The sequence below is a fragment of the Methylobacterium mesophilicum genome (assembly GCF_022179445.1).
Taxonomy (GTDB): domain Bacteria; phylum Pseudomonadota; class Alphaproteobacteria; order Rhizobiales; family Beijerinckiaceae; genus Methylobacterium; species Methylobacterium mesophilicum.
This window is the reverse complement of record NZ_BPQU01000006.1, coordinates 1-22195: the sequence shown is the minus strand read 5'-3', so window position 1 is coordinate 22195 and position 22195 is coordinate 1. Positions and strand designations below refer to the sequence as shown.

The 22195-nt window shown below is 68.5% G+C and carries 31 protein-coding genes; 12 read left to right on the top strand and 19 right to left on the bottom strand.

The annotated features are described in order from the left end of the window. Window positions 1–541: 541 nt before the first annotated feature. Window positions 542–1342, bottom strand: coding sequence for a pentapeptide repeat-containing protein (locus MFF40_RS08635; protein ID WP_147897857.1), 801 nt, complete (start codon window positions 1340–1342; stop codon window positions 542–544). 186 nt (window positions 1343–1528) lie between these two features. On the opposite strand from MFF40_RS08635, the gene MFF40_RS08630 reads away from it, so the two are divergent. Continuing rightward, window positions 1529–2203: a Crp/Fnr family transcriptional regulator gene (locus MFF40_RS08630; protein ID WP_147854559.1), complete on the top strand. Its 675-nt coding sequence runs from the start codon at window positions 1529–1531 to the stop codon at window positions 2201–2203. A 51-nt stretch (window positions 2204–2254) separates the two neighbouring features. On the opposite strand, the gene recF is transcribed toward MFF40_RS08630, so the two are convergent. Genes recF through dnaN form a run of 4 tightly spaced genes read right to left on the bottom strand, consistent with a single transcriptional unit; the run spans window position 2255 to window position 5062 of the window. Beyond that, window positions 2255–3391 carry a DNA replication/repair protein RecF gene (recF, locus tag MFF40_RS08625; protein ID WP_147897856.1) on the bottom strand — a complete coding sequence of 379 codons (1137 nt, stop codon included), beginning with the start codon at window positions 3389–3391 and terminating at the stop codon, window positions 2255–2257. Next, window positions 3384–3680 carry a type II toxin-antitoxin system RelE/ParE family toxin gene (locus MFF40_RS08620; RefSeq protein WP_147854554.1) on the bottom strand — a complete coding sequence of 99 codons (297 nt, stop codon included), beginning with the start codon at window positions 3678–3680 and terminating at the stop codon, window positions 3384–3386. The genes recF and MFF40_RS08620 overlap by 8 nt, the downstream gene beginning before the upstream one ends. Then, entirely contained in the window at window positions 3677–3928 is a 252-nt protein-coding gene (locus MFF40_RS08615; RefSeq protein WP_147854555.1) for a ribbon-helix-helix domain-containing protein, read from the bottom strand. The genes MFF40_RS08620 and MFF40_RS08615 overlap by 4 nt, the downstream gene beginning before the upstream one ends. A gap of 12 nt (window positions 3929–3940) precedes the next feature. Beyond that, window positions 3941–5062, bottom strand: a complete 1122-nt coding sequence (gene dnaN / locus MFF40_RS08610; protein WP_147854556.1) for a DNA polymerase III subunit beta — start codon at window positions 5060–5062, stop codon at window positions 3941–3943. Between the two features lie 221 nt (window positions 5063–5283). Here dnaN and MFF40_RS08605 point away from each other — a divergent pair, with 221 nt between their 5' ends. Continuing rightward, window positions 5284–6594 (top strand): MFS transporter, encoded by a 1311-nt coding sequence (locus MFF40_RS08605; RefSeq protein WP_147854557.1) that lies wholly within the window; start codon window positions 5284–5286, stop codon window positions 6592–6594. Window positions 6595–6608: 14 nt separating this feature from the next. On the opposite strand, the gene MFF40_RS08600 is transcribed toward MFF40_RS08605, so the two are convergent. Both MFF40_RS08600 and MFF40_RS08595 read right to left on the bottom strand, forming a co-directional pair. After that, the gene (locus tag MFF40_RS08600; RefSeq protein WP_147854558.1) at window positions 6609–6830 is read right to left on the bottom strand and encodes a hypothetical protein; all 222 of its coding nucleotides are present in this window, start codon (window positions 6828–6830) and stop codon (window positions 6609–6611) included. Window positions 6831–6891: 61 nt separating this feature from the next. Next, entirely contained in the window at window positions 6892–8178 is a 1287-nt protein-coding gene (locus tag MFF40_RS08595; protein WP_238260173.1) for a hypothetical protein, read from the bottom strand. 341 nt (window positions 8179–8519) lie between these two features. Between MFF40_RS08595 and flgB the strand changes: the two genes are divergently transcribed. The 10 genes from flgB (at window position 8520) to MFF40_RS08545 (ending at window position 16764) form a co-directional block, all read left to right on the top strand. Beyond that, window positions 8520–8924 carry a flagellar basal body rod protein FlgB gene (gene flgB / locus MFF40_RS08590; protein WP_147856937.1) on the top strand — a complete coding sequence of 135 codons (405 nt, stop codon included), beginning with the start codon at window positions 8520–8522 and terminating at the stop codon, window positions 8922–8924. 64 nt (window positions 8925–8988) lie between these two features. Beyond that, a complete protein-coding gene (flgC, locus tag MFF40_RS08585; protein WP_147856938.1) occupies window positions 8989–9396 on the top strand; it encodes a flagellar basal body rod protein FlgC in 408 nt (135 codons plus the stop codon). A 50-nt stretch (window positions 9397–9446) separates the two neighbouring features. After that, window positions 9447–9761 (top strand): flagellar hook-basal body complex protein FliE, encoded by a 315-nt coding sequence (gene fliE / locus MFF40_RS08580; RefSeq protein ID WP_147856939.1) that lies wholly within the window; start codon window positions 9447–9449, stop codon window positions 9759–9761. Window positions 9762–9817: 56 nt separating this feature from the next. Then, window positions 9818–10084 (top strand): flagellar biosynthesis protein FliQ, encoded by a 267-nt coding sequence (gene fliQ / locus MFF40_RS08575; RefSeq protein ID WP_147856940.1) that lies wholly within the window; start codon window positions 9818–9820, stop codon window positions 10082–10084. Window positions 10085–10135: 51 nt separating this feature from the next. Then, window positions 10136–10897 (top strand): flagellar biosynthetic protein FliR, encoded by a 762-nt coding sequence (fliR, locus tag MFF40_RS08570; RefSeq protein ID WP_147856941.1) that lies wholly within the window; start codon window positions 10136–10138, stop codon window positions 10895–10897. A 32-nt stretch (window positions 10898–10929) separates the two neighbouring features. Then, window positions 10930–11997, top strand: coding sequence for a flagellar biosynthesis protein FlhB (gene flhB / locus MFF40_RS08565; protein ID WP_238260172.1), 1068 nt, complete (start codon window positions 10930–10932; stop codon window positions 11995–11997). Between the two features lie 191 nt (window positions 11998–12188). Further along, complete coding sequence (gene cckA / locus MFF40_RS08560) at window positions 12189–14894, top strand: cell cycle histidine kinase CckA (RefSeq protein ID WP_147899016.1); 2706 nt, start codon at window positions 12189–12191, stop codon at window positions 14892–14894. A 193-nt stretch (window positions 14895–15087) separates the two neighbouring features. Then, the gene (recA, locus tag MFF40_RS08555) at window positions 15088–16155 is read left to right on the top strand and encodes a recombinase RecA (RefSeq protein WP_378995061.1); all 1068 of its coding nucleotides are present in this window, start codon (window positions 15088–15090) and stop codon (window positions 16153–16155) included. Between the two features lie 94 nt (window positions 16156–16249). Continuing rightward, window positions 16250–16486 carry a hypothetical protein gene (locus tag MFF40_RS08550; protein WP_238260238.1) on the top strand — a complete coding sequence of 79 codons (237 nt, stop codon included), beginning with the start codon at window positions 16250–16252 and terminating at the stop codon, window positions 16484–16486. Continuing rightward, window positions 16483–16764, top strand: a complete 282-nt coding sequence (locus tag MFF40_RS08545; protein ID WP_238260170.1) for a type II toxin-antitoxin system RelE/ParE family toxin — start codon at window positions 16483–16485, stop codon at window positions 16762–16764. The genes MFF40_RS08550 and MFF40_RS08545 overlap by 4 nt, the downstream gene beginning before the upstream one ends. 43 nt (window positions 16765–16807) lie before the next feature. On the opposite strand, the gene rpsQ is transcribed toward MFF40_RS08545, so the two are convergent. From rpsQ to MFF40_RS08485, 12 genes are all read right to left on the bottom strand, one after another. Continuing rightward, window positions 16808–17074 (bottom strand): 30S ribosomal protein S17, encoded by a 267-nt coding sequence (rpsQ, locus tag MFF40_RS08540; RefSeq protein ID WP_147853166.1) that lies wholly within the window; start codon window positions 17072–17074, stop codon window positions 16808–16810. Between the two features lie 20 nt (window positions 17075–17094). Further along, window positions 17095–17310, bottom strand: a complete 216-nt coding sequence (gene rpmC / locus MFF40_RS08535) for a 50S ribosomal protein L29 (protein WP_058194328.1) — start codon at window positions 17308–17310, stop codon at window positions 17095–17097. Between the two features lie 12 nt (window positions 17311–17322). Then, window positions 17323–17736 carry a 50S ribosomal protein L16 gene (gene rplP / locus MFF40_RS08530; RefSeq protein ID WP_007569280.1) on the bottom strand — a complete coding sequence of 138 codons (414 nt, stop codon included), beginning with the start codon at window positions 17734–17736 and terminating at the stop codon, window positions 17323–17325. Window positions 17737–17747: 11 nt separating this feature from the next. Continuing rightward, the gene (gene rpsC, locus MFF40_RS08525) at window positions 17748–18488 is read right to left on the bottom strand and encodes a 30S ribosomal protein S3 (protein WP_147853165.1); all 741 of its coding nucleotides are present in this window, start codon (window positions 18486–18488) and stop codon (window positions 17748–17750) included. A 10-nt stretch (window positions 18489–18498) separates the two neighbouring features. Beyond that, entirely contained in the window at window positions 18499–18885 is a 387-nt protein-coding gene (gene rplV, locus MFF40_RS08520; protein ID WP_147853164.1) for a 50S ribosomal protein L22, read from the bottom strand. 1 nt (window position 18886) lies between these two features. Further along, on the bottom strand, window positions 18887–19165 hold the full coding sequence (gene rpsS / locus MFF40_RS08515) for a 30S ribosomal protein S19 (protein WP_007569276.1): 279 nt from the start codon (window positions 19163–19165) through the stop codon (window positions 18887–18889). Between the two features lie 5 nt (window positions 19166–19170). After that, on the bottom strand, window positions 19171–20007 hold the full coding sequence (gene rplB / locus MFF40_RS08510) for a 50S ribosomal protein L2 (protein WP_147853163.1): 837 nt from the start codon (window positions 20005–20007) through the stop codon (window positions 19171–19173). A 25-nt stretch (window positions 20008–20032) separates the two neighbouring features. After that, window positions 20033–20329, bottom strand: coding sequence for a 50S ribosomal protein L23 (locus tag MFF40_RS08505; RefSeq protein ID WP_007569272.1), 297 nt, complete (start codon window positions 20327–20329; stop codon window positions 20033–20035). After that, window positions 20326–20946: a 50S ribosomal protein L4 gene (rplD, locus tag MFF40_RS08500; RefSeq protein ID WP_147899017.1), complete on the bottom strand. Its 621-nt coding sequence runs from the start codon at window positions 20944–20946 to the stop codon at window positions 20326–20328. The genes MFF40_RS08505 and rplD overlap by 4 nt, the downstream gene beginning before the upstream one ends. Then, window positions 20946–21683: a 50S ribosomal protein L3 gene (rplC, locus tag MFF40_RS08495; RefSeq protein WP_058194332.1), complete on the bottom strand. Its 738-nt coding sequence runs from the start codon at window positions 21681–21683 to the stop codon at window positions 20946–20948. The genes rplD and rplC overlap by 1 nt, the downstream gene beginning before the upstream one ends. A 50-nt stretch (window positions 21684–21733) precedes the next feature. Continuing rightward, window positions 21734–22042 (bottom strand): 30S ribosomal protein S10, encoded by a 309-nt coding sequence (gene rpsJ / locus MFF40_RS08490; protein WP_007569268.1) that lies wholly within the window; start codon window positions 22040–22042, stop codon window positions 21734–21736. A gap of 79 nt (window positions 22043–22121) precedes the next feature. After that, window positions 22122–22195, bottom strand: a 74-nt coding sequence (locus MFF40_RS08485) for an EF-Tu C-terminal domain-related protein (protein ID WP_498043399.1), incomplete at its 5' end; no start/stop codon positions are given.

The window sequence follows — 22195 nt, the reverse complement described above, 5'->3', positions numbered from 1 at the left end:
TACAGTACGCCAGAAGCTAAGCATTAACCATGTAGGGCAGCGCCAATTCCCGAGATTTCGATTTTATAAAAATTTGACATAGCCTTAAACACCCGGAATTTTTCGGCCGAAATTTATCCTGATAAGAGCTTGACAAACACTGGGGTCTTATAATCGACAACGTTGCTGCACAATAAATCAACTGTCGGTTGATGTGGCTGGAAATTTCCCGCCTTTGCCCGGATGCGGATAATGTATTCTCCCAATCGACGCGGCAGCGGCAGTCTGGATCGAGAGTGCCCGCCCTTCCGAGATGTCCGCGGCCTTGGGGGCCAGGAAGTGTCCGTCAGTGCCTGAGTTGCGCCGCGTCGGCGCTGGCGACACCCGAATCATCGCGAGGCCGCGAAGCGAAGCCCGGGGATGATGCTCACTCAAGCATCGTTCCGAACGGCGGCCGGCGGCTTTCGGAAAAAGACGTTGCGGATCAAGGAGCCCGCGTATCGTGCCGGTTCCGGTATCCGGCACGAAGCGCTGTCGGGCGTCTCGCCGGTGAGGGCTTCGGTTAGGGGGATGCGCGGGTGACGGCGCGGTCGGCGTTCACGCGTCCGGCCCAGTCCTTGACGCGGTCTTGACCCTTGAGGTCGATCAGCCGGGCGCCGCTGACGTCGACGTTCTTGAAGTCCGCGCCCGCCACAGTGGCGCCGGTCAGGTTCGCCCCGGACAAGTCCGAGCCCATCAGCACCACGTCGGTGAGGTCGGCATCCTGGAGGTCGGCGTATTCCAGGCGCGACCGCCCGAGGTTGGCCCCCTTCAGGTTAGCGCCCGCAAGGTTCACCGAGGTGAACACCGCCCGCATCAGGCCCATGGACTGGTTCTTGATGTCGGCGCCGCCTTTCAGGTCCACGAGCGTCGCGCCGCTCATGTTGGCGCCCTTGAAGTCGCCGATCGGCATCGACCGGCTGAGGTCGGCACCGCTGAGGTTGGCATCCCGAGCGGTGATGCCGAACATCTTCGTGTCCGCGAGCTTGGCGCCGGACAAGTCGGCCGTCAGGAACCACGCCTGTTCTAGGTTGGCACCGCTGAGGTCGGCGCCGCGCAGGTTGGTCTTGTTCAGGCGCGCGGTCCGCAGGTTGGCGCCCCGGAGGTTCAAGCCGGACAGGTCGAGGCCGGACAGCGCCTTGTCGTGCAGGTCGATCGGCTTGCCGTCCGCGGCCTTGATCATCGCTTCGACGTCGGCGCGGCTCATCTCGGCCTGGGTCATCGCAGGCGAGGACATGTTGGCGCCCAGCAGCAGATCCTGTTCGGCGGCAGCCGGACCGGCAGCGAGTGTAGCCAGCATGAAGCTCAGGGCGAGGCGGCGCATCGGGTCACTCCCATCGGGTGCCGTGCAGGGCCGGCACCCGTATCGTTTTCATTGTGTCGCGATGCTATGCCGAGCCGCTGCACGCGGTCGGTGACCCAGGTCACACAAGTCCGGCGCGGCGGGAGAAAAACGCAACGCGCGCCGGATGATCAGCCTGTCGTCACGGCCGAGAGGGCGACGCCGATCATGATGGACGCGCATAAGGTCGAGCGTTGGGTCGACCGATTTCCACTTCTCCAAGCGCTCAGCGCGGCGCACCTGCAGCTCGCCCGGGGAACCGTACAGTTCCCGGTGCTGGACGCCGGCGCCACGGCCTACGAACTCGATGGCGAGTGTGCCAACTACCTGATGTGCCTGGAGGGGCGCACGCGCATCTTCCGCATGTCGGAGGGCGGGCGCGAGGTCTTGATCTACAAGGTCGGCCCTGGCGGCACCTGCGCCCTGACCACGCAATGCCTCCTGTCCGGTGGCACTTTCCCAGCCCAAAGCATCGCCGAAGAGCGGACCGAATTTGCCGCCTTGCCGGCGGGCACGTTCCAACACCTGATGGGCGACAGCGCCGCCTTCCGCAGCTTCGTCATGGACGACTACACGCGGCTGATGTCCGGCCTGTTCACGCTCATCGACGCGGTCGCGTTCGCCCCGCTGAAGCAGCGCCTGGCTCAGCGACTCCTGGCGGAAGCCGATCCCTGGGGCGTCGCCGCGGTCACCCACCAGACGCTCGCCGACGACGTCGGCAGCGTGCGCGAGGTGGTGAGCCGCATTCTCGCGCAATGGGCCGAGGCCGGCCTGATCGAACTCCGGCGCGGTGCGATCGAGATCGTCGACCGCGCCAGCCTGGCCGCCGCGGGCCGGCGGTGACGCGCGGCGCGCTCACTCCGCTTTGATCGGAGCGGGCGGCCACGATCCCGATCACCCCCCGATCCGCAGCACCTCCGTGCGGTCGCCCGCCTGCGCGAAGGCGGCGGGGTCGGCGCCGGTCATCCAGACCTGCCCGTGAAGGGCGTCGAGGGCCTCGAACAGGCCGGCCCGGCGGCGCGGATCGAGATGCGCCGCGACCTCGTCGAGCAGGATCATCGGGGCGATGCCGCTCATCGCCCGAACCAGGCGGGCATGGGCCAGGACCAGACCGATCAGCAGCGCCTTCTGCTCGCCCGTGGAGGCGGTACCGGCCGGGACGTCCTTGGGGCCGTGGCGGACCACGAGATCGGTGGTCTGCGGGCCCGTGAGGGTGCGGCCGGCAGCCCGGTCGCGGTTGCGGCCGTTGCGCAGGGCCAGCCGGAACCGATCCTCCGCCTCGATCGCCGGCCAGACCGCCACCAAGTCGTCGAGGTCACCCTCCAGGCGAATCGACGCCCATGGGAAGGGCTGGGAATCGTCACGCGTCTCGGCGATCAGCCGGTCCAGGCGCTCGGCGGTCTCCCGGCGGGCGAGCGCAACTGCCACCCCGAGCTCGGCCACCTCCCGCTCCACGGCATCGAGCCAGCGGCCGTCGTCGGGCCGGTCCTCCAGCAGGCGGTTGCGCGAGCGTAGCGCCCGCTCCATGGCCGAGACCCGCGCTCCGTGACCGGCATCCACCGCCAGGACGAGACGGTCGAGGAACCGGCGCCGGTCGCCGGCAGCGCCGCGGAACAGCCCGTCGAGGTCCGGCGTCAGCCAGACAACCCGGACGAACTCGCTGAACGCCACCGGCGAAGAAGCGGGGGCGCCGTCGATGCGGCAGAGCCGGCTCGTGCGCCCGTCCGGCCCCGGCGGCTCCAGACCGGTGCCCAAGCGATGCTCGGCGCCGTCCCGATCGAGGGTAAGCGACACGGCAAAGCCCCCCGGGCCGTCCGCGCGCGCCATGGCGGCGAACTCCGCCCGGCGCAGGCCCCGGCCCGGCACGAACAGCGAAATCGCCTCGAGCAGGTTGGTCTTGCCGGCGCCGTTCTCGCCGACCAGGGCGACGAAGCGGGCGCCGGGGTTGAGTTCGAGGTCGGTGTGGTTGCGGAAGTCGCGGGCGATCAACCGGGTGATGCGTGTGGTTCCAGCCGCGTCGAGTTCACTCATAAGGCGGCACAATGGAGCGGTCGCGCGCCGAGTGCAGCATGCGATCGATCGAAATGCGGTCGTCGAGGATGCGATGAAGGATCAGGTAAGATCGGAATATGAGGATCCGTACGGTGAGAGCAATCTCCGACGCGGGCCTGCCCATCATCGGCTGGCGACCGAGCGCCTGACAACGGGTGCGTAGCTCCGAGACGAAGCTGCGGGCGCGCGTCGGATTGTCAGCCGCGATGAAGTCACCGATCTCGCGCAGGTCGGCTCGGGCTCGGCGCGACACGACGACAGGCTTCAAGAGCCGGCCTTTTCCATGGCGGCATAGCGCGCATCCAAGGCATCCAGCGTGGCGTCGAGCGGTTCGTGATCTCCACTCTCGACGCCCTCCCGCCAAGCCTCCCGCATCGTCGAAAGGCGATCCTCGTGCTGGAGCAGCAACGCGACACCGGCGGCGACCGCCTCCTCCGGCGAACCGTAGCGCCCTGCCGCGATCAGACGATCGAGCGAGGCTTCCTGGGTCGGATCGAGGATGACGGCTTTCGGCATGGCAGCCTAATACTACACCCGCATCGGCATCAGCACGTACAGGGCCGGCGCGCCCTCGCGGTCCTGGATCAGGGTCGGCGAGCCCGGGTCGGCAAGCTTGAACAGGGCGGTGTCGCCCTCGAGTTGCGCGGTGATGTCGAGCAGGTAGCGGGCATTGAACCCGATATCGAGGCCGGCGGCCTCGTAATCGACGTCCAGCTCTTCCGTGGCGCTGCCCGAATCCGGGTTGTTGACCGAGAGCGCCAGGCGCCCCTCGGTGAGCCCGAGCTTCACGGCGCGACCGCGCTCGGACGAGATCGTCGAGACCCGGTCCACCGCCTTGGCGAAGGCGTCGCGCTGCACGGTCAGGCGCTTGTCGTTGTTGGCCGGGATCACCCGCTGGTAGTCCGGGAAGGTGCCGTCGATCAGCTTGGAGATCAGGGTCAGGCCGCCGGCGAAGCGCAGGCGGATCTTGGCGGGCGACAGGTCGACCGCCACGGTCTCGCCGCCGTCGTCCAGGAGCTTCTGGATCTCGGCCACCGCCTTGCGGGGCACGATCACCCCCGGCATGCCGACGCTGCCCTGCGGGGCCGGGATCTCGACCCGCGCGAGGCGGTGGCCGTCGGTGGCGACCGCGCGCATCACCGGGCCGGCCTCGGCCTCCAGCGTGTGCAGGTAGATGCCGTTGAGATAGTAGCGCGTCTCCTCGGTGGAGATCGCGAACTGCGTCTTGTCGATCAGGCGCTTGAGGTCGGCGCTCGCGATCTCGAAGCCGTGCGGCATCTCGCCGGCGGCGAGGTCCGGGAAGTCGCCCTCCGGCAGGGCGCCCAGCGCGAAGCGCGACCGGCCCGAGCGGATCGTCATCTGGCCGGATTCGCCGCCGGTCTCCAGAGAGACTTGGGCGCCGTCGGGCAGCTTGCGCACGATGTCGTAGATCACGTGCGCCGGGACCGTGGTGGCGCCGGGATCGGCCACGTCGGCCGGCACGCTCTCGGTGACCTCGATATCGAGGTCCGTCGCCCGGAGCTGCAGGCTCGATCCCTCCGAACGCAGCAGCACGTTCGACAGGATCGGGATCGTGTTGCGGCGCTCGACGACCCGATGCACGTGGCCGAGCGACCTGAGCAGGGCCGCGCGCTCGACGGTGACTCTCATCGCGATACTCGAGTGATGGGGGAGGGCGCCGCGGCCGGCATCCCTCTCGAAAACAGGCCGATCAGCTTGGCGAAGGGGACGTGCGAACGCAAGGCCGCCGCAGCGGCATCGCACAGCTACGCCGCCAGCCGGTGGGATTCAGGGTTCCCGCCGGGGCCGCCCCGTGCGAAAGCGCCGCGCTCCACCTGAAGCGGCACCGGCCGCCCGAGTTCCGTCAGACCATGCCGCACACCGTCGAGACCGCGAGACCGCACGCCGCCGCACCGAGCGCCAGCCCCGGGCGGATCCTGGCCGCGAGCTTCATCGGCACCGCGATCGAGTTCTTCGACTTCTACATCTATGCGACCGCGACCGCCCTGGTGATCGGCCCGGTCTTCTTCCCGGCGGGGGCGCCCGGGGTGCAGCAACTCAGCGCGTTCGCGACCTTCGCGATCGCGTTCATCGCGCGGCCGTTCGGGGCGGCTTTGTTCGGGCATTTCGGCGACCGGGTCGGCCGCAAAGCGACGCTGGTCGCCTCGCTGCTGATCATGGGCCTGTCCACCGTCCTGATCGGCTGCCTGCCGACCTACGCTACAGCGGGCTGGTGGGCGCCGGCCGCCCTGTGCGTCCTGCGCTGCGGCCAGGGGATCGGGTTCGGCGGCGAGTGGGGTGGGGCGGCCCTGCTGGCGGTGGAGAACGCACCGCCGGGCAAGCGCGCCTGGTACGGCATCTTTCCGCAGCTTGGCGCGCCGGTCGGCTTCATCCTGGCCAATCTCGGTTTCCTCTGCCTCAGCTTCGGCCTGTCGCCCGAGAGCTTCCAGGCCTGGGGCTGGCGCCTGCCGTTCCTGGCCTCGGCCGCCCTGGTCGGGGTCGGCCTCTACGTGCGCCTGAAGCTCACCGAGACGCCGGCCTTCAAGGCCGCGCTGACCGACGCGAAGCCCGAGCGCGTGCCGTTCGCCACGATGCTGACCCAGCACGGCGGCGCAGTGCTGATCGGGACTTTCGCCATGGTGGCGGTCTACGCGGTGTTCTACCTCTCGACGGTGTTCGCCCTGGGCTACGGCACCGGCACGCTGGGCTACAGCCGCCCGACCTTCCTGCTGTTCGAGTGCATCGCGGTCTGCTTCATGGCACTTGGGACTGTGATTTCGGGGGCTGCCGCCGACCGGTTCGGCCGCAAGCCCGTGCTGCTCTCCGGGATGGCCGCGGTGTTCGCGCTCGGCTTCCTGATGGGCCCGATGCTCGGGAACGCTGCCTCGGCCGGGACCTGGCCGCCGGTGCTGGGCTTCCTGTGCCTCAGCCTGCTGGCGATGGGCTGGGTGTTCGGCCCGATGGGCGCGGTGCTGCCGGAGCTGTTCCCGACCCGGGTGCGCTACACGGGGGCCTCGGTCACCTACAACCTCGCCGGTATCCTGGGCGCCTCTGGGGCGCCCTACATCGCCCAGGAGCTGGCAGCCTATGGCGGGATTGGCTTCGTCGGATTCTATCTCGCGGCCGCCGCCGTGCTCAGCTTCGTCGCCGTCCTGGCCATGCGGGAGAGCGCGTACGATTGAGGGCGGCCCACCCCTCACATGCGGGCTTGGGCGACCGGCTCGTAGCGGCCGAGGAACCGCGTCCGGTCCCACAGCTCGATCGCCTCGTCCGTGGCCATGGCCCGGGCGCGGCGACGGGCCTGCGTGTCGTCGGCGGCCGGAACGATCTCGGCCGAGAACACGCGGCCGGCCCGGTCGAGCTTGAACGCCCGGTAGGCGCGGTTTCGCTGAGCGGTCTGGGCGTCCAGGTTGAGCATCGGGTCTTCCTCGGAGCCCGACCCTTCCGAAAACCGGTTAACCGTCCGTCAACGCGCGATCTCAGTTCCGCTTGTCGAGGGGGCGGCCCAGCAGGCGCGCGAACTCGGCCTCGATCTCCTCCACGGAGAACGGGTTGCCGGCGGCCTTCGGCTCGGGCCGCGGCGCGGCGGGCGCAGGCCGTGGCGGCGGCGCGACAGGCGCCGGTGGTGGCGTAGGCTCTACGGGCGACGGCGGCCTGGGGGCCGCGGGCTCGGGCAGCGAAACCGCGGCCGGCGGCGGCTCGGATGTCGGCGGCTGGGGCTGCGGATCGGCCGGCGGGGCAGGGGGAACGGGCGCAGGGGGAACGGGTGCGGCGGAAACGGGGGCAGGCGTCGGAGGCGCAGGGGCAGGAGGAGGTGCAGCGGCCATCAGGGCGGCCACGGGATCCACCGACTCAGGCGCCAGCGCGGGCGGCGGTGCGGGCGTCACCGCCGAGGCGGGACGCGCCAGCGCGGCCTGGAGCTGCCGCGCCATGTCGTTGAGCACCGCCGGATCGACGGAGCGCCGCTCGGTCGGGACGGCCAGACTTGAAGCCGTGAAGCTCGGAGGAGGCGGCGCGGTCCGGACGGGCTCGTCGCGCTCAGGGGCGGTCTCCGGCACGCGCTCGGAGGCGGGGTTGGCGCGCGGCTCGGCAAGCGGAGGCGCGGTGCGGCTCAGGATCCGCCGGGGCGAGAACGTCTCGCGGAGCGGCGGCGCCGGGGCGGCGGGCTCGGCGGCGCGGGTCTGCAGGACGGACGGGGGCGAGACTTCCTGCCCTGGCTCGTCGCCGCCCAGCAGGCCGACATCGAGCGGGAAGGTCACCGGCGGGGCGGCGGCGGAGCGCGGCACCGGCGGCGGCACGACGACCGGCATCTCGAAACCCGGGTCGAACAGCGGCTCGGAGCGGCGGCCGGCGATCTCGGCGAGCGCCCGGGGCGGCTCGGCGAGGCGGCCACCCTGGGCCATCGGATCGGGCAACGGCTCGCCCAGGGGCTCCGCCCCGCCATCGGCGCGCAGCGTCGCCTCGGGCAGGGGACGCTGCGCGCGCTGGATGTTGCGCTCGACCACCACGTCGTTGGGGCCGCCGACCAGCAGCAGGTGCTCGACGTTGTCCCGGCGCAGCAGGATCAGTTGCCGGGCCCGGTCGAGTTCGTACACATCGACGATGCCGAGCCGAGGCTGCCGCCCGCGCGCGGGGGTGCGCCCGGGCAGCGCCAGGCTGCGTCCGGTCAGGCGGCGCACCGTGAACACGATCGCGGCCAACGCCGTGAAGATGACGGCGAAGATCACGACATACTGGACGATGGGAGAGCCCTCAGAACCGAACACGGATTGCAGCCATTGCAAGATTACGCACTCGCACGTTTCGGCCGCCGCAGGGCCGCGCCCGGCACGAGCCTCGCTCATACCACGCCGGCCGCCCCCCAAGGCAAACGACGTTAAGACTTCGTTAACAGGCTCTTAAGTTTAGCGCCATCGAGACAAGAGGTTGTGAAGGACCAGGCGCCGCCGTCCCCAGGAACGTAGCCGCCACCCCGTCCGCTGACGCCTGACGTGGCGGTTGTCGACTCCCCGAAGGCCTTCGCGCTTAACGGTGCGTTAACCATGGAGGCGGCAGATTTTGCCGAGCCCGCTCGATCCGACGCGGCATCGCGCACCCGGAGGCGACCTTGGCCCTGACCGACCTGCCCGTCCTGGGGATGCTGCGCACCCGGATGCAGTGGGCGCAGGCGCGCCAGGGGCTGATCGCCGAGAACGTCGCCAACGCCGACATGCCGGGCTTCAAGCCGCGCGACCTGGCAGAGCTGCGCTTCGACCGGGCCTCCGGCACCGCGGTCAACACCTCGCCGGGCCTGGCGCTGACCAGCCCCGCCCACCTCGCGCCGCCCGGGCAATCCGAGGCCGGGGCCGATGCCAAGGGCGCCAAGCGCTTCGAGATCCGGCCGAACGGCAATGCGGTCAACCTCGAGGACGAGATGATGAAAGCCGGCGACAACCAGTCCGACTACCAGCTCGCCGCCTCCCTCTACCAGCACAGCCTGACCACCCTGAAGATCGCCATCGGCAAGAGCTGAACGTTTCGGACACCGATCGATCGGACGTGCCGTCGAAGCGCACGGCGGAAAGGAGCCCTGAGCCATGGAATTCAGCAAGTCGCTCACGGTGGCGGCCGCCGGCCTCAAGGCGCAGTCGGGCCGGATGCGGATCATCGCCGAGAACATCGCCAACGCCGATTCCGCCCCGGCCTCGGCCGGGACCGAGCCCTACCGCCGCAAGATCCCGTCCTTCACAAGCCACATGGACCCGGAGACCGGGGCCAAGCTGGTGGAAGCGGGCCGGGTCCGGCGCGACACCGCTGCGTTCCGGACCAAGTACGAGCCCGGCAACCCTGCGGCCAACGCCCGGGGCGAGGTGCAGATGCCCAACGTCAACGCCCTGATCGAGAACATGGACCTGCGCGAGGCCCAGCGCTCCTACGAAGCGAACCTCAACATGGTGACGTCCACGCGCAGGATGCTCTCGCAGACGCTGTCGATCCTGAAGTGAGCCTGCCTGAAGTGAGCCCGCCTGACGTGATCCCGAAGGAAGCCTAGCCGATGGCGACGAGCAATTTCGCGGCCGGCGCCTACGCCGCCGTCCAGGGCATGGCCAACGGCCGCCCGGCCCCGAAAATCCAGTCGGCCAACGAGGCCGGCGGCAACTTCATGCAGATGCTGGGCAACGCCCTGGACAACGTCGGGGATGCCGGACGGCGGGCCGACGGCCAAGCGATCTCGGCGGCCTCCGGCAAGGCCAACGTCGTCGACGTGGTCACCGCGGTGGCCGAGAGCGAGACCGCCCTGCAGACCATGGTGGCGGTGCGCGACCGCATGATCTCCGCCTACGAAGAGATCATGCGGATGCAGATTTGAGCAGCCTGCCCGGGCCGCCGGATTTTCCTCTGCCTTCTTCTTGAGCAAGACGCCCCATGACCGGCCTGGCCATCCTCGACGTCGCCCGCGACGGCATCTTCGTCTTCCTCAAGGTGGCCGGGCCCCTGATGCTGGTCGCGCTGGCGGTCGGGCTGATCGTCTCGCTGCTCCAGGCGTTGACGCAGGTCCAGGAACAGACCCTGATCTACGTGCCCAAGATCGTGGCGGTGTTCGCCGCGCTCCTGCTGATGCTGCCGTTCATCGGCGACGCCATGGCGGGCTACATGACCCGCATCGCCGCCCGCATCGCGGCCGGCGGCTGATCGTGCCCTCCGGCGGGACAGCGGCGGTGCGCGCGTGCCATAGGGGCGGCGATGAACCTGCTCCTGCCCGGCATCGCCTCGGCCTACCTGATCGCCTTCGCCCGGGTCGGCACGCTGATCATGCTGATGCCGGGCGTCGGCGAGCAGATGGTGTCGCCGCGGATCCGGCTGGCTTTCGCGCTGCTGACCACGCTGGTGCTGTTTCCGACCGTACGCCCGCTGCTCGGCGGCACCGACGGCCTGGCCGGACCCCGGCTGATCGGGCTCCTGTTCGCCGAGACGATCGTCGGGCTGGTCCTCGGCCTGTCGGTCCGGATGGTGCTGGCCGCCCTGCAGACCGCCGGGCTGATCATCTCCCAGCAGCTCGGCCTGGCCTACGCCATGACGGTGGACCCGAGCTATGGCGGGCAGCAGGCGGCGCTCGGAAATTTCCTGTCGCTGCTGGGCATCACGCTGATCTTCGCCGCCGACCTGCACCACCTCGCCATCGAGGGCCTGGCGCAGAGCTACGTGGTGCTGCCCCCGGACGGGGTCCCGGCCTTCTCGGACGCGCTGATGCTGGCGCTGAAGGCGCTGACCCGGGGCTTCACCCTGGCGGTGCAGATCTCCGGGCCGTTCATCGCCTTCGGGCTGCTGTTCAACCTCGGGCTCGGCGTGCTGTCGCGGCTGATGCCGCAATTGCAGGTGTTCTTCCTGGCGGTTCCGGCCTCGGTGCTGATCGGCATGCTGATCCTGATGGGCTCGCTCGGCGTCATGATGGGCGTTTTTCTGGACGATCTCGGCCGGTATCTCGGCGAGTTCGTCGGGCGCTGAGCGTCCACACGCACTGAGGTCGAGCGGACAAGATGGCCGAGGGCGCGGAGCAGGAAGACAAGACCGAAGAGCCGACCCAGCGGCGCCTGGACCAGGCGATCGAGCGCGGAGACGTCGCGACCAGCGCCGAGATCAACACCTTCGCGATCCTCGGCGCGTTCACGCTGGCCCTGGTGATCGCGGCCCCGACCATCGCCCAGAACCTGACCCAGGGTCTGAAGGCCTATCTCGCCAACGCCCACACCCTCCCGGACGACGCCACCGCCATGAAGCAGGCGGCGACCCGGGGCCTGTGGCTGTGGCTGGAGGCGGTGGCGGTGCCGGTCGGGATGGCGGCCGCGGCCGGCCTCGCCGCCGGCCTCCTCCAGCACCCGCTGGTGCTCACCACCGAAACCCTGATGCCGAAATTCGACCGCATCTCGCCGATGGCCGGGGTCAAGCGGCTGATGGGGATCGAGGCCCTGTTCCAGTTCGGCAAGGGGCTCGCCAAGATCGGCGCGGTCGGCATCGTCGGCGGCGTGCTGCTGTGGAACGACCGCGACCGGCTGGAGGTGTTCGCCCGGCTCGATCCGGCCGGCAGCCTGCCCGCGATCCTGTCCCTCAGCCTGCGGCTGCTCGCCGGCATGCTGTGCATGCACCTGGCGATCACGCTGGGGGACGCGCTCTACGCCCGCTTCCGCTGGCGCAAGCGCCACCGCATGTCGAAGGAGGAGATGAAGCAGGAGATAAAGGAGGCGGACGGCAACCCGGAGATCAAGGGCCGCATGAAGCAGATCCGCATGGCGCGGGCGCGGAAGCGGATGATGACGGCGGTGCCGACCGCCACCGTGGTGGTGACCAACCCGACCCACTACGCGGTGGCCCTGCGTTACGAGGCCGGCATGGCCGCCCCGATCTGCGTCGCCAAGGGCGTCGACGCCCTGGCCCTGCGCATCCGCGCGGTGGCGACCGAGCACGGCGTCGCGGTCATCGAGAACCCGCCGCTCGCCCGGGCGCTGCACGCCACCGTGGAGATCGACCGCGAGATCCCGGCCGAGCATTACCGGGCGGTGGCTGAGGTGATCGGCTTCGTCCTGCGCCTGCGGCGAAGGGCGGCTTAGGCGCCAAGGCCGGTATTCAGAACGCCGATCGCAAGGTTCAGTCCAGAAAAGCCACGCTTCCTCCACCTTTTTTTGCAAGGCTGCGCCAAGGCTTGGCGCGACACGACCGGCGCGACGAGAGTGATGCCGTGCTGCCCGAGCCCTGCTATGGCCGGCGGGCCTAACCGGGTGATTGTTCTGGAATGATGCCGATGGCCGACGTCACTGGACCTCCGGCGCCCGCGACGGGCACGCAGATCGCGAACCCTCAGGGAACCGGCTCGATCGACCGCTCGGAGCAGCCGGGCCGGGTCGGTCTGCTGCTCGTGCTCGCCGGCCTGCTGGTCGGGGCCGCCATCGGCCTGTCCTTCGTGGCCAACGAGCAGGCGCAATCGCTGATCGTCTGGCTGCTGGCCCTGCTGGCGATGGCCGGCGTGTTCTTCCTGTTCGCCCTGGCGATCGGGGCGCTTCAGCTCAGCGGCACCGCGACCCGGGACGACATCACCAAGGGCATCGTCGACGCCTCCCCGGACGGGGCGCTGGTGGTCGAGGACGGCGGCCGCCTGATCTACGCCAACGAGGCCTACCTGCGGGTGGCCGGCGGCGACGCCTTCTCGAACCTCGTGCCCGTAGAGCGCATCCTGGTCGGCTCGCCGGAGGTCTCGGAGGCGGTCTACCGCCTGTCGCAGGCCTCGCGGGACGGACGGGCGCATACGGAAGAAATCCGAATGTCGCCGCCGCTCGGGCCGCAGGCGAACGAGCGCGGCTTCGGCTGGTACCGGGTGTCGGTGCGGCCCCTGGCGCGCCCGCGCCGGGCCGCCGCACTCTGGACGGTGGCCGACATCACCGCCGAGCGCGAGCGCCAGGAGAACGTCTTCCAGGAACTCCAGCACGCGATCGACTACCTCGACCACGCCCCGGCGGGCTTCCTGTCGATCGATCCCGCCGGCGCGATCGTCTACATGAACGCGACGCTCGCGGCCTGGCTCGGCTATGACCTGGCGAGCGTCGGCCCCGGCGGCCCGCACCTCACCGAGATCGCTCCGGAGGCCGACGTGCTGGTACGCACCGCCGGCTTGCCCGGGGAAGTCCGCACCGATCGGTTCGACCTCGACCTGCGCCGCCGCAACGGCCACACCCTGCCGGTGCGGCTGTACCACCGCGTCGCCTTCGGCAAGGACGGCAAGCCCGGCTCGTCGCGGACCTTCGTGATCAACCGCTCGGCCGGGGCCGAGACCGACGAGCCGCAGCGCGCGGCCGAGGTGCGTCTGGCCCGCTTCCTCAACAATTCCCCGATCGCCATCGCGACCCTGGACCGCTCCGGCCGGATCGCCCGGGCCAACACCTCGTTCACGCGCCTGTTCGGCACGGTGCCGCGCCAGGTCGACGAGGGCGGCCCAGAGGGGGAGGGGACCCAGGGGGCCGAGCCCAACGTGGCCGATTCGGTGGTCGACCGCGCCTCCCTGGAGGCCGGCCTCGCCCGCGCCGCCAGCGGCCTGTCCGACCCGGAGCCGATCGAAGTCCAGCTCAGCGGCCCGGGGGGCCGCTCGGCGCGGCTCTGGCTCAGCCCAGCCGACAGCAGCGACGCCACCCACAAGGCCGACGAGGCCGAGCGCGTGATCCTGTACGCCCTCGACACCACGGCGCAGCGGCAGCTGGAGCAGCAGGTCGCCCAGGCTCAGAAGATGAACGCCGTGGGCCAGCTCGCCGGCGGCATCGCGCACGACTTCAACAACGTCCTCCAGGCGATCATCGGCTACTCGGACCTGCTGCTCGCGAGCCACCGGCCGACCGACCCGGCCTTCCAGGACATCATGCAGATCAAGCAGAACGCCAACCGGGCGGCGGGCCTCGTCCGCCAGCTCCTGGCGTTCTCACGTCGTCAGACCCTGCGCCCTGAAGTGATGAATGTCGGGGAGGGGCTCTCGGAGCTGACCCTGCTGCTCAAGCGGCTGCTCGGCGAGCGCGTCGCCCTGGAATTGAAGCACGGCCGCGACGTCTGGCCGGTGAAAGCCGACGTCAACCAGTTCGAGCAGGTGATCGTGAACCTGGCGGTCAACGCCCGCGACGCGATGCCGGACGGCGGCAAGCTGATGATCCGGACCGAGAACGTGACCGATCCGGGACCGGCCGCCTCCGTGGAGGGACGCGGTGGCGCGCCCGCGGGCGACCACGTCCTGATCGAGGTGCGCGATACCGGACAGGGCATTCCGGCCGAGCTGATGGAGAAGATCTTCGAGCCGTTCTTCACCACCAAGGAGATCGGCAAGGGCACCGGCCTCGGGCTCTCGACGGTGTTCGGCATCGTCAAGCAGTCCGGCGGTACCATCGACGTGCAGTCGACCATCGGGGAGGGGACCGCCTTCCGGATCTACCTGCCGCGGCACGTGCCTGTCGCGGAGCCCGAGGAGGCCGCCCCTGCGGTTCCGGCGCTGCCGCGGGCGGACATGCCGGCGACGGCGAAGCCGGCCGGCCCAGCCGAACGTGCCGGCACCCAGAAGGCCCCGGAGAAACCGGCCCCGCGCAAGCCCGCAGCGGACCATACCGGGCAGGGGACGATCCTGCTGGTCGAGGACGAGGATCCCGTCCGGGCGGTCAACAGCCGGGCCCTCTCGGCCCGGGGCTACACGGTGCTGGAGGCTGCCTCCGGCCTCGAAGCCCTGGCGATCGTGCGCGACGGCAGCCAGTCGATCGACCTCGTCGTCTCCGACGTGGTGATGCCCGAGATGGACGGCCCGACCCTGCTGCGCGAGGTGCGCAAGAGCCAACCGGACCTGAAGGTGATCTTCGTCTCGGGCTACGCCGAGGACGCGTTTCGCAAGAACCTGCCCGAGGGGGAAGCCTTCAACTTCCTGCCCAAGCCGTTCAGCCTGAAGCAGCTGGTGGAGACCGTCAAGAAGACCATGGCGGCCGACTGACATCGTGCCGGCAACAAGCTTGGTGGAGAACCTGCGCGCCGCCCCATCCGGGCGGCGTTCTCGTCCCCGACGCCCTTGCCGAAAGAGAACAAATAGGGTACATCAGCGCCGTGTTGCCGCGCGTTGTGAATGGCGCGCAACCCCTTCATAAGGAGCCCGCCAGATGGCCCAGCCTGCATTGAAAGTGGTCGACATGCCCCCGGCGGAGAAGGACAAGGATAAGTCCAAGGCGATCGACGCCGCCCTGTCCCAAATCGAGCGCGCCTTCGGCAAGGGCTCGATCATGCGGCTCGGCAAGAACGATAAGGTGCAGGAGGTCGAGACCGTCTCCACCGGCTCGATCGGCCTGGACATCGCCCTCGGCGTCGGCGGCCTGCCCCGCGGCCGGGTCGTGGAGATCTATGGCCCCGAATCGTCCGGCAAGACGACACTGGCCCTTCACACTATCGCCGAGGCCCAGAAGAAGGGCGGCGTCTGCGCCTTCGTGGACGCCGAGCACGCCCTAGACCCGATCTACGCCCGAAAGCTCGGCGTCAATCTCGACGACCTGCTAATCTCGCAGCCCGATACCGGCGAGCAGGCGCTCGAGATCACCGACACGCTGGTGCGCTCCGGCGCCATCGACGTGCTGGTGGTCGATTCGGTCGCCGCGCTGACCCCTCGGGCCGAGATCGAGGGCGAGATGGGCGAGAGCCAGCCCGGCCTCCAGGCCCGCCTGATGAGCCAAGCCCTGCGCAAGCTCACCGGTTCGATCTCGCGCTCGAACTGCATGGTGATCTTCATCAACCAGATCCGGATGAAGATCGGCGTGATGTACGGCAGCCCGGAGACCACGACGGGCGGCAACGCGCTGAAATTCTACGCATCGGTGCGCCTCGACATCCGTCGCATCTCGACCCTTAAGGACCGCGACGAGGCGATCGGCAACCAGGTCCGCGTCAAGGTCGTGAAGAACAAAGTCGCGCCGCCGTTCAAGCAGGTCGAGTTCGACATCATGTTCGGCGAGGGCGTGTCGAAGGTCGGCGAGTTGATCGACCTCGGTGTGAAGGCCGGCATCGTCGAGAAGTCCGGCGCCTGGTTCTCGTACAACAGCCAGCGCCTGGGCCAGGGCCGCGAGAACTCGAAGGGGTTCCTGCGCGACAACCCGGAGATCGCCGGCAAGATCGAAGCCTCGATCCGCCAGAATTCCGGCCTCGTCGCCGAGAAGATTTTGGAGAACGCCAAGCCGACCGAGGACGACCTCGACGAGGGCGAGGCATAAGCCGCCCACAGCTCAAACCCTTGCCGTGCGAGCGCGCGCGGAGGACAATCAACGGCCCCGGCGAGGCATTCGCCGGGGCCGTTCGTCGTTGAGGATGCAGCTGGCTGTTACCGACCTTCTGGAAGAGGCCGTCGAGACAGTTCGGCGGATGCCGCCTGAGGCGCAGGATGCCATCGCACAGGCCATGCTCGACATGGCGCAGGTCGGCGCGCCGAGCGAGATTGATCCCGACCATCTGAAGGATGTCTTGGAAGGGCTCGACGAGATCGCTCACGGAGACATCGCGTCACCCGAAGAGGTCGGGGCTGCCTTCCGCCGTTTCAGAGCGTGAAGCTCGTCTACGCACGCCGTGCGGTCCAGCGCCTAACGGAAATCGCCGACTACGTTCGGGAGCGAAATCCAGGCACCGCGGACAAGATCGAGGGTGCGATCCGCGAGACGGCCGAGCTTCTCAGGCGCCACCCATACGTCGGCCGCGGCGTCCGACCGGGGGTGCGCGTTTTCGCGGTGTCCCGACTGCCGTATCTCATCGACTATCAGGTCGACGAGCGGCGGGAGATCGTGACAATCATCACGCTCCGGGACGCCGCACAGGACCGATCGGCCTAACGGACGGACGCAGACATCTCCGCGGCCGTCGAGAGAAGACAGCTCAGGCGGCTTCGCCGGTCTCAACGACCGCGGAGGCCTGGTCCTCGACCAGCTTCCAGGTCTTGGTCTTCGAGAAGGGACGGCACTCCTCGATGAACACCGTTTGCCCGACCTTGGCGACATTCGCCTCGTCATGGGCATGGTAGTTCTTCGAACGGCGCACGGTCTTCTTCATCACCGGGTGCGTGAAGCGACGCTCCACCTTCACCACGATGGTCTTCTCGCCCTTGTCGCTGACGACGGTGCCCTGCAGGACGCGCTTCGGCATGGTGTTCTCCTAAGCCCCTGTCAGCTCTTGGACGCCTGCAGCGTCTTCGAACGCTGCAGGGTGCGGACGCGGGCGATGTCGCGGCGGACCTCACGGACGCGAGCGACGTTCTCGAGCTGGCCGGTGGCCCCCTGGAAGCGCAGATTGAACTGCTCCTTCTTGAGGTTCAGCAACTCGTCGTTCAGCTGATCCGGCGACAACGCCTTCAGATCAGACACTCTCTGGGTCGACTTCACGATACCCTCCGTTCAGTCGGCGATGCGTTGGACGACCCGCGTACGGATCGGGAGCTTGGCGGCACCGAGGCGCAGGGCCTCCTTGGCGATGTCCTCGGCGACGCCGTCGACCTCGAACATGATCCGGCCCGGATGGACACGGGCGGCCCAGTAATCCGGCGCGCCCTTACCCGAGCCCATGCGGACTTCGGTCGGCTTCGAGGAGACCGGAACGTCCGGAAATACCCGGATCCAGACGCGGCCCTGGCGCTTCATCTCACGGGTGATCGCGCGGCGGGCCGCCTCGATCTGCCGGGCGGTGACGCGCTCGGGCTCCACGGCCTTCAAGCCGAACTGACCGAAGTTCAGCTCGAAGCCGCCCTTGGCCGCACCGTGGATGCGGCCCTTGAACTGCTTACGGAAGCGAGTCTTTTTGGGTTGCAGCATGGCTTCCTACCTTACGCGTGCTCGCGGCGTCCGCGCTCGCGGCCGCCCTCGCCATCGCGCTCACGGCGTCCGCCGGAGCGGCCACCCTCTTCCTGGGCCTTCTTGTCCTGGGCCATAGGGTCGTGCTCAAGGATCTCGCCCTTGAACACCCAAACCTTGATGCCGCAAGTGCCGTAGGTCGTGAACGCCGTGGCGGTGCCGTAATCCACGTCCGCACGCAGGGTGTGCAGCGGGACCCGGCCCTCACGGTACCATTCCTGGCGGGCGATCTCGGCGCCGCCGAGACGACCCGAGCAGTTGATCCGGATGCCCTCGGCACCGAGACGCATCGCCGACTGCACGGCGCGCTTCATGGCGCGACGGAAGGCGACGCGGCGCTCGAGCTGCTGGGCGATCGAGTCGGCCACCAGAGTGGCGTCGATCTCGGGCTTGCGCACCTCGACGATGTTGATCGTCACGTCGGCCTTGGTCATCGTGCCGACCAACTTGCGCAGCTTCTCGATATCCGCGCCCTTCTTGCCGATCACCACGCCAGGACGACCCGAGTGGATGGTGACGCGGCACTTCCGGTGCGGACGCTCGATGACGATCTTCGAGACGGCGGCCTGCTTCAGCTGCTTCATGAGGGCGGCGCGGATCGCGACGTCCTCATGCATCAGCTTGGCGTACTCGCCCTTGCCGGCGAACCAGCGGGAGTCCCAGGTCCGGTTGATACCGAGACGGAGACCGATCGGATTGACTTTCTGGCCCATGAGATCCTCCTTAAGCCGCTTCGGCCTGGCGGACTTCGCGAACCACGATGGTGAGGTTCGAGAAGGGCTTCAGGATACGCGCGCCGCGGCCGCGGGCGCGGGCGTGGAAGCGCTTGAGCACGAGGGCCTTGCCCACGAAGGCCTGGGTGACGACGAGATCGTCGACGTCCAGGTCGTGGTTGTTCTCGGCATTCGCGATCGCGCTCTCGAGGCACTTCTTGACCTCGGTCGAGATGCGCTTGCGCGAAAACTGCAGCTCGGCCAACGCGGTATCGACCTTCTTGCCGCGGATCATCTGCGCCACGAGGTTCAGCTTCTGGGGGCTGACGCGCAGCATGCGCGCAACTGCCTTGGCCTCGTTCTCGGGGAGCGCGCGGGGGGTGGCTTGCTTGCCCATCTCAGCGCCTCTTCGCCTTCTTGTCGGCCGCGTGCCCGTGGAAGGTGCGGGTCGGCGAGAACTCGCCGAACTTGTGCCCCACCATCTCCTCGGAGACGTAGACCGGGATGTGCTTCTGCCCGTTGTGCACACCGAAGGTGAGCCCGACGAACTGCGGGAGAATCGTGGAGCGGCGGCTCCAGATCTTGATGACCTCTGAGCGCGAGGAGCCCCGCGCCGCTTCGGCCTTCTTGAAGAGGTAGCCATCGACGAACGGCCCCTTCCAGAGAGAGCGTGCCATAGCGATTACTTCTTGCGGTTGTGGCGGCTGGACAGGATGAACACGTCGGTCCGCTTGTTGGACCGGGTCTTCTTCCCCTTGGTGGGCACGCCCCACGGCGTGACCGGGTTGCGGCCGCCCGAGGTACGGCCCTCGCCGCCGCCGTGCGGGTGATCCACCGGGTTCATGGAAACGCCGCGGTTATGCGGGCGCTTGCCGAGCCACCGGTTGCGCCCGGCCTTGCCGAGCGAGATGTTCATGTGGTCCGGGTTCGAGACCGCACCGACAGTCGCGAAGCACTGGCCGTGCACGAGGCGCTGCTCGCCGGAGTTCAGGCGCAGCGTCACGTAGCCCTGATCGCGTCCGACGATCTGGGCGTAGTTCCCAGCCGAGCGGGCGATCGCGCCGCCCTTGCCGATCTTCAGCTCGACGTTGTGGATGATCGTACCCACCGGCATCGAGCCGACCGGACCGGCATTGCCCGGCTTGATGTCGACGTTCTCGCCGGTCACCACCTTGTCGCCCGGCTGCAGACGCTGCGGGGCAAGGATGTAGCTCTGCTTCCCGTCGGGGAAGTTGATCAGGGCGATGAACGCGGTGCGGTTCGGATCGTACTCGATCCGCTCGACCGTCGCCGTCACGCCGAGCTGCTCGCGACGCTTGAAGTCGACGTTGCGCAGCACCCGCTTGTGACCACCACCGCGGAAGCGGACGGTGATGCGGCCGAGGTTGTTACGGCCGCCGGAGGAGCTCTTGCCCTCCGTCAGCGCCTTCACCGGCTTGCCCTTGTAGAGCTCACGGCGGTCGACGAGCACGAGCTGGCGCAGGCTCGGCGTGACCGGTTTGAATGTCTTCAAGGCCATCGGCTTGGATCCCTAAAACCCGTCCTCAGAGCCCGGTCGTGACGTCGATCGTGTGGCCCTCGGCCAGGGTGACGATCGCCTTCTTCACGTCGGAGCGCTGCCCGCGGAGACCGCGGAAAATCTTCTTCTTGCCCTTGGTCACGAGGGTATTCACCGCCGTGACCTTGACGTCGAACAGCTTCTCGACCGCCTCCTTGATCTGAGGCTTGGTCGCCTTCGGGCCGACCCGGAAGACGACCTTGTTCTGTTCGGTCAGGTTCGTCGCCTTCTCGGTGATGACCGGGGAGACGATGATGTCGTAGTGGCGCGGATCGGCACTCATTTGAAACGCTCCTCCAGCGCGTCGACGGCGGCCTTCGTCAGGACGAGCGTGTTCCGGCGCAGGATGTCGTAGACGTTGATCCCCTGCACGGGAAGCACGTCGATCTGCGGGATGGCACGCGCGGCGCGGCCGAAATTCACGTCGACCTCGGCACCGCCGATGATCAGCGCGTTCGAAAGGCCCATCTTGCCGAAGCGCTCGATGAGACCCTTGGTCTTGTGATCCTCGATCTTGATGTCGTCGACGACGATCAGGGTCGAGGACTTAGCCTTGGCCGACAGCGCGTGGCGCAGGGCCAGGGCACGGACCTTCTTGGGAAGGTCGTGGCTGTGGTCGCGCACGACGGGGCCGAAGGCGCGTCCACCGCCGCGGAACTGCGGAGCCGAAGCGGCGCCGTGGCGGGCGTTGCCGGTACCCTTCTGCTTGTACAGCTTCTTGCGGGTACGGTTCACGTCCGAACGGTTCTTTACGGCGTGGGTTCCAGCGCGCCGCTTGGCGAGCTGCCAGCGGACCATGCGCTGAAGGAGGTCGGCCCGCGGCTCAAGGCCGAAGATTTCCTCGCTCAGGTCGACCGAGCCGGCGCCGGCGCCGTCGAGTGTGGTGATATCGAGCTTCATCAGGCGGTCTCCTCAGCCGCAGGGGCCTCGGGGGCGGTCTGGGCGGACTCGGTGGACGCGCCGTTCTCACGGAACTTGCCCGGCAGCGGAACGTCGGCGGGGAGCTTACGCTTCACCGCGTCGCGGATCTGAATCCAGCCACCGGCCACACCGGGGACCGCGCCCTCGACCAGGATCAGGCCGCGCTCGGGATCGGTGCGCACGACGCGCAGGTTCTGAGTGGTCACCCGCTCGACGCCGAGATGACCCGGCATCTTCTTGTTCTTGAAGGTCTTGCCCGGGTCCTGACGGCCGCCGGTCGAACCGATCGAACGGTGCGAGATGGACACGCCGTGCGTGGCGCGCAGGCCGCCGAAGTTCCAGCGCTTGATACCGCCGGCGAAACCCTTCCCCGTGGTGGTGCCCGTCACGTCGACGAACTGGCCCGGGATGAAGTGGTCCGCGGTGATCTCCGCGCCGACCGGGATCAGCGCGTCCTCGGACACGCGGAACTCGGCGAGCTTCTTCTTCGGCTCGACCTTGGCGACCGCGAAACGACCGCGCTCGGCCGCCGACACGTTCTTCACCTTGGCCTTGCCCACGCCGACCTGGAGGGCGACGTAGCCGTTCTTTTCGACGGTGCGGTGGGCCACCACCTGGCACTGATCGATCTTAAGCACTGTGACGGGGACATGCTCCCCCGCGTCTGTGAAGACGCGGGTCATGCCGACCTTCTGTGCGATGACGCCTGAGCGCATAGGTCTCTCCCTCGCGCGATGAAACGGTAAGCTCTAAATCCCGGCGGGACTTAGAGCTTGATCTCCACGTCCACGCCGGCGGCGAGGTCGAGCTTCATCAGCGCGTCCACGGTCTGCGGCGTCGGATCGACGATATCGAGCACTCGCTTGTGCGTGCGCATCTCGAACTGCTCGCGCGACTTCTTGTCGATGTGCGGCGAGCGGTTCACGGTGAACTTCGCGATATGCGTCGGAAGCGGGATCGGACCCCGGATGGTCGCGCCAGTGCGCTTGGCCGTGGAGACAATCTCCTTGGTCGACGCATCGAGGATGCGGTGATCGAACGCCTTGAGGCGGATGCGGATGTTCTGACCGTTCATAATCCTGAAACCTTGAGAGGGACGGCGGGGGGTGCGAGGACGTGTCCCCGCCGCGCCCTGCTAAGGATGCTATCCTGGCTTAGTCGTTGATAGCGGCGACGACGCCGGCGCCGACGGTGCGGCCGCCCTCGCGGATGGCGAAGCGCAGCTTCT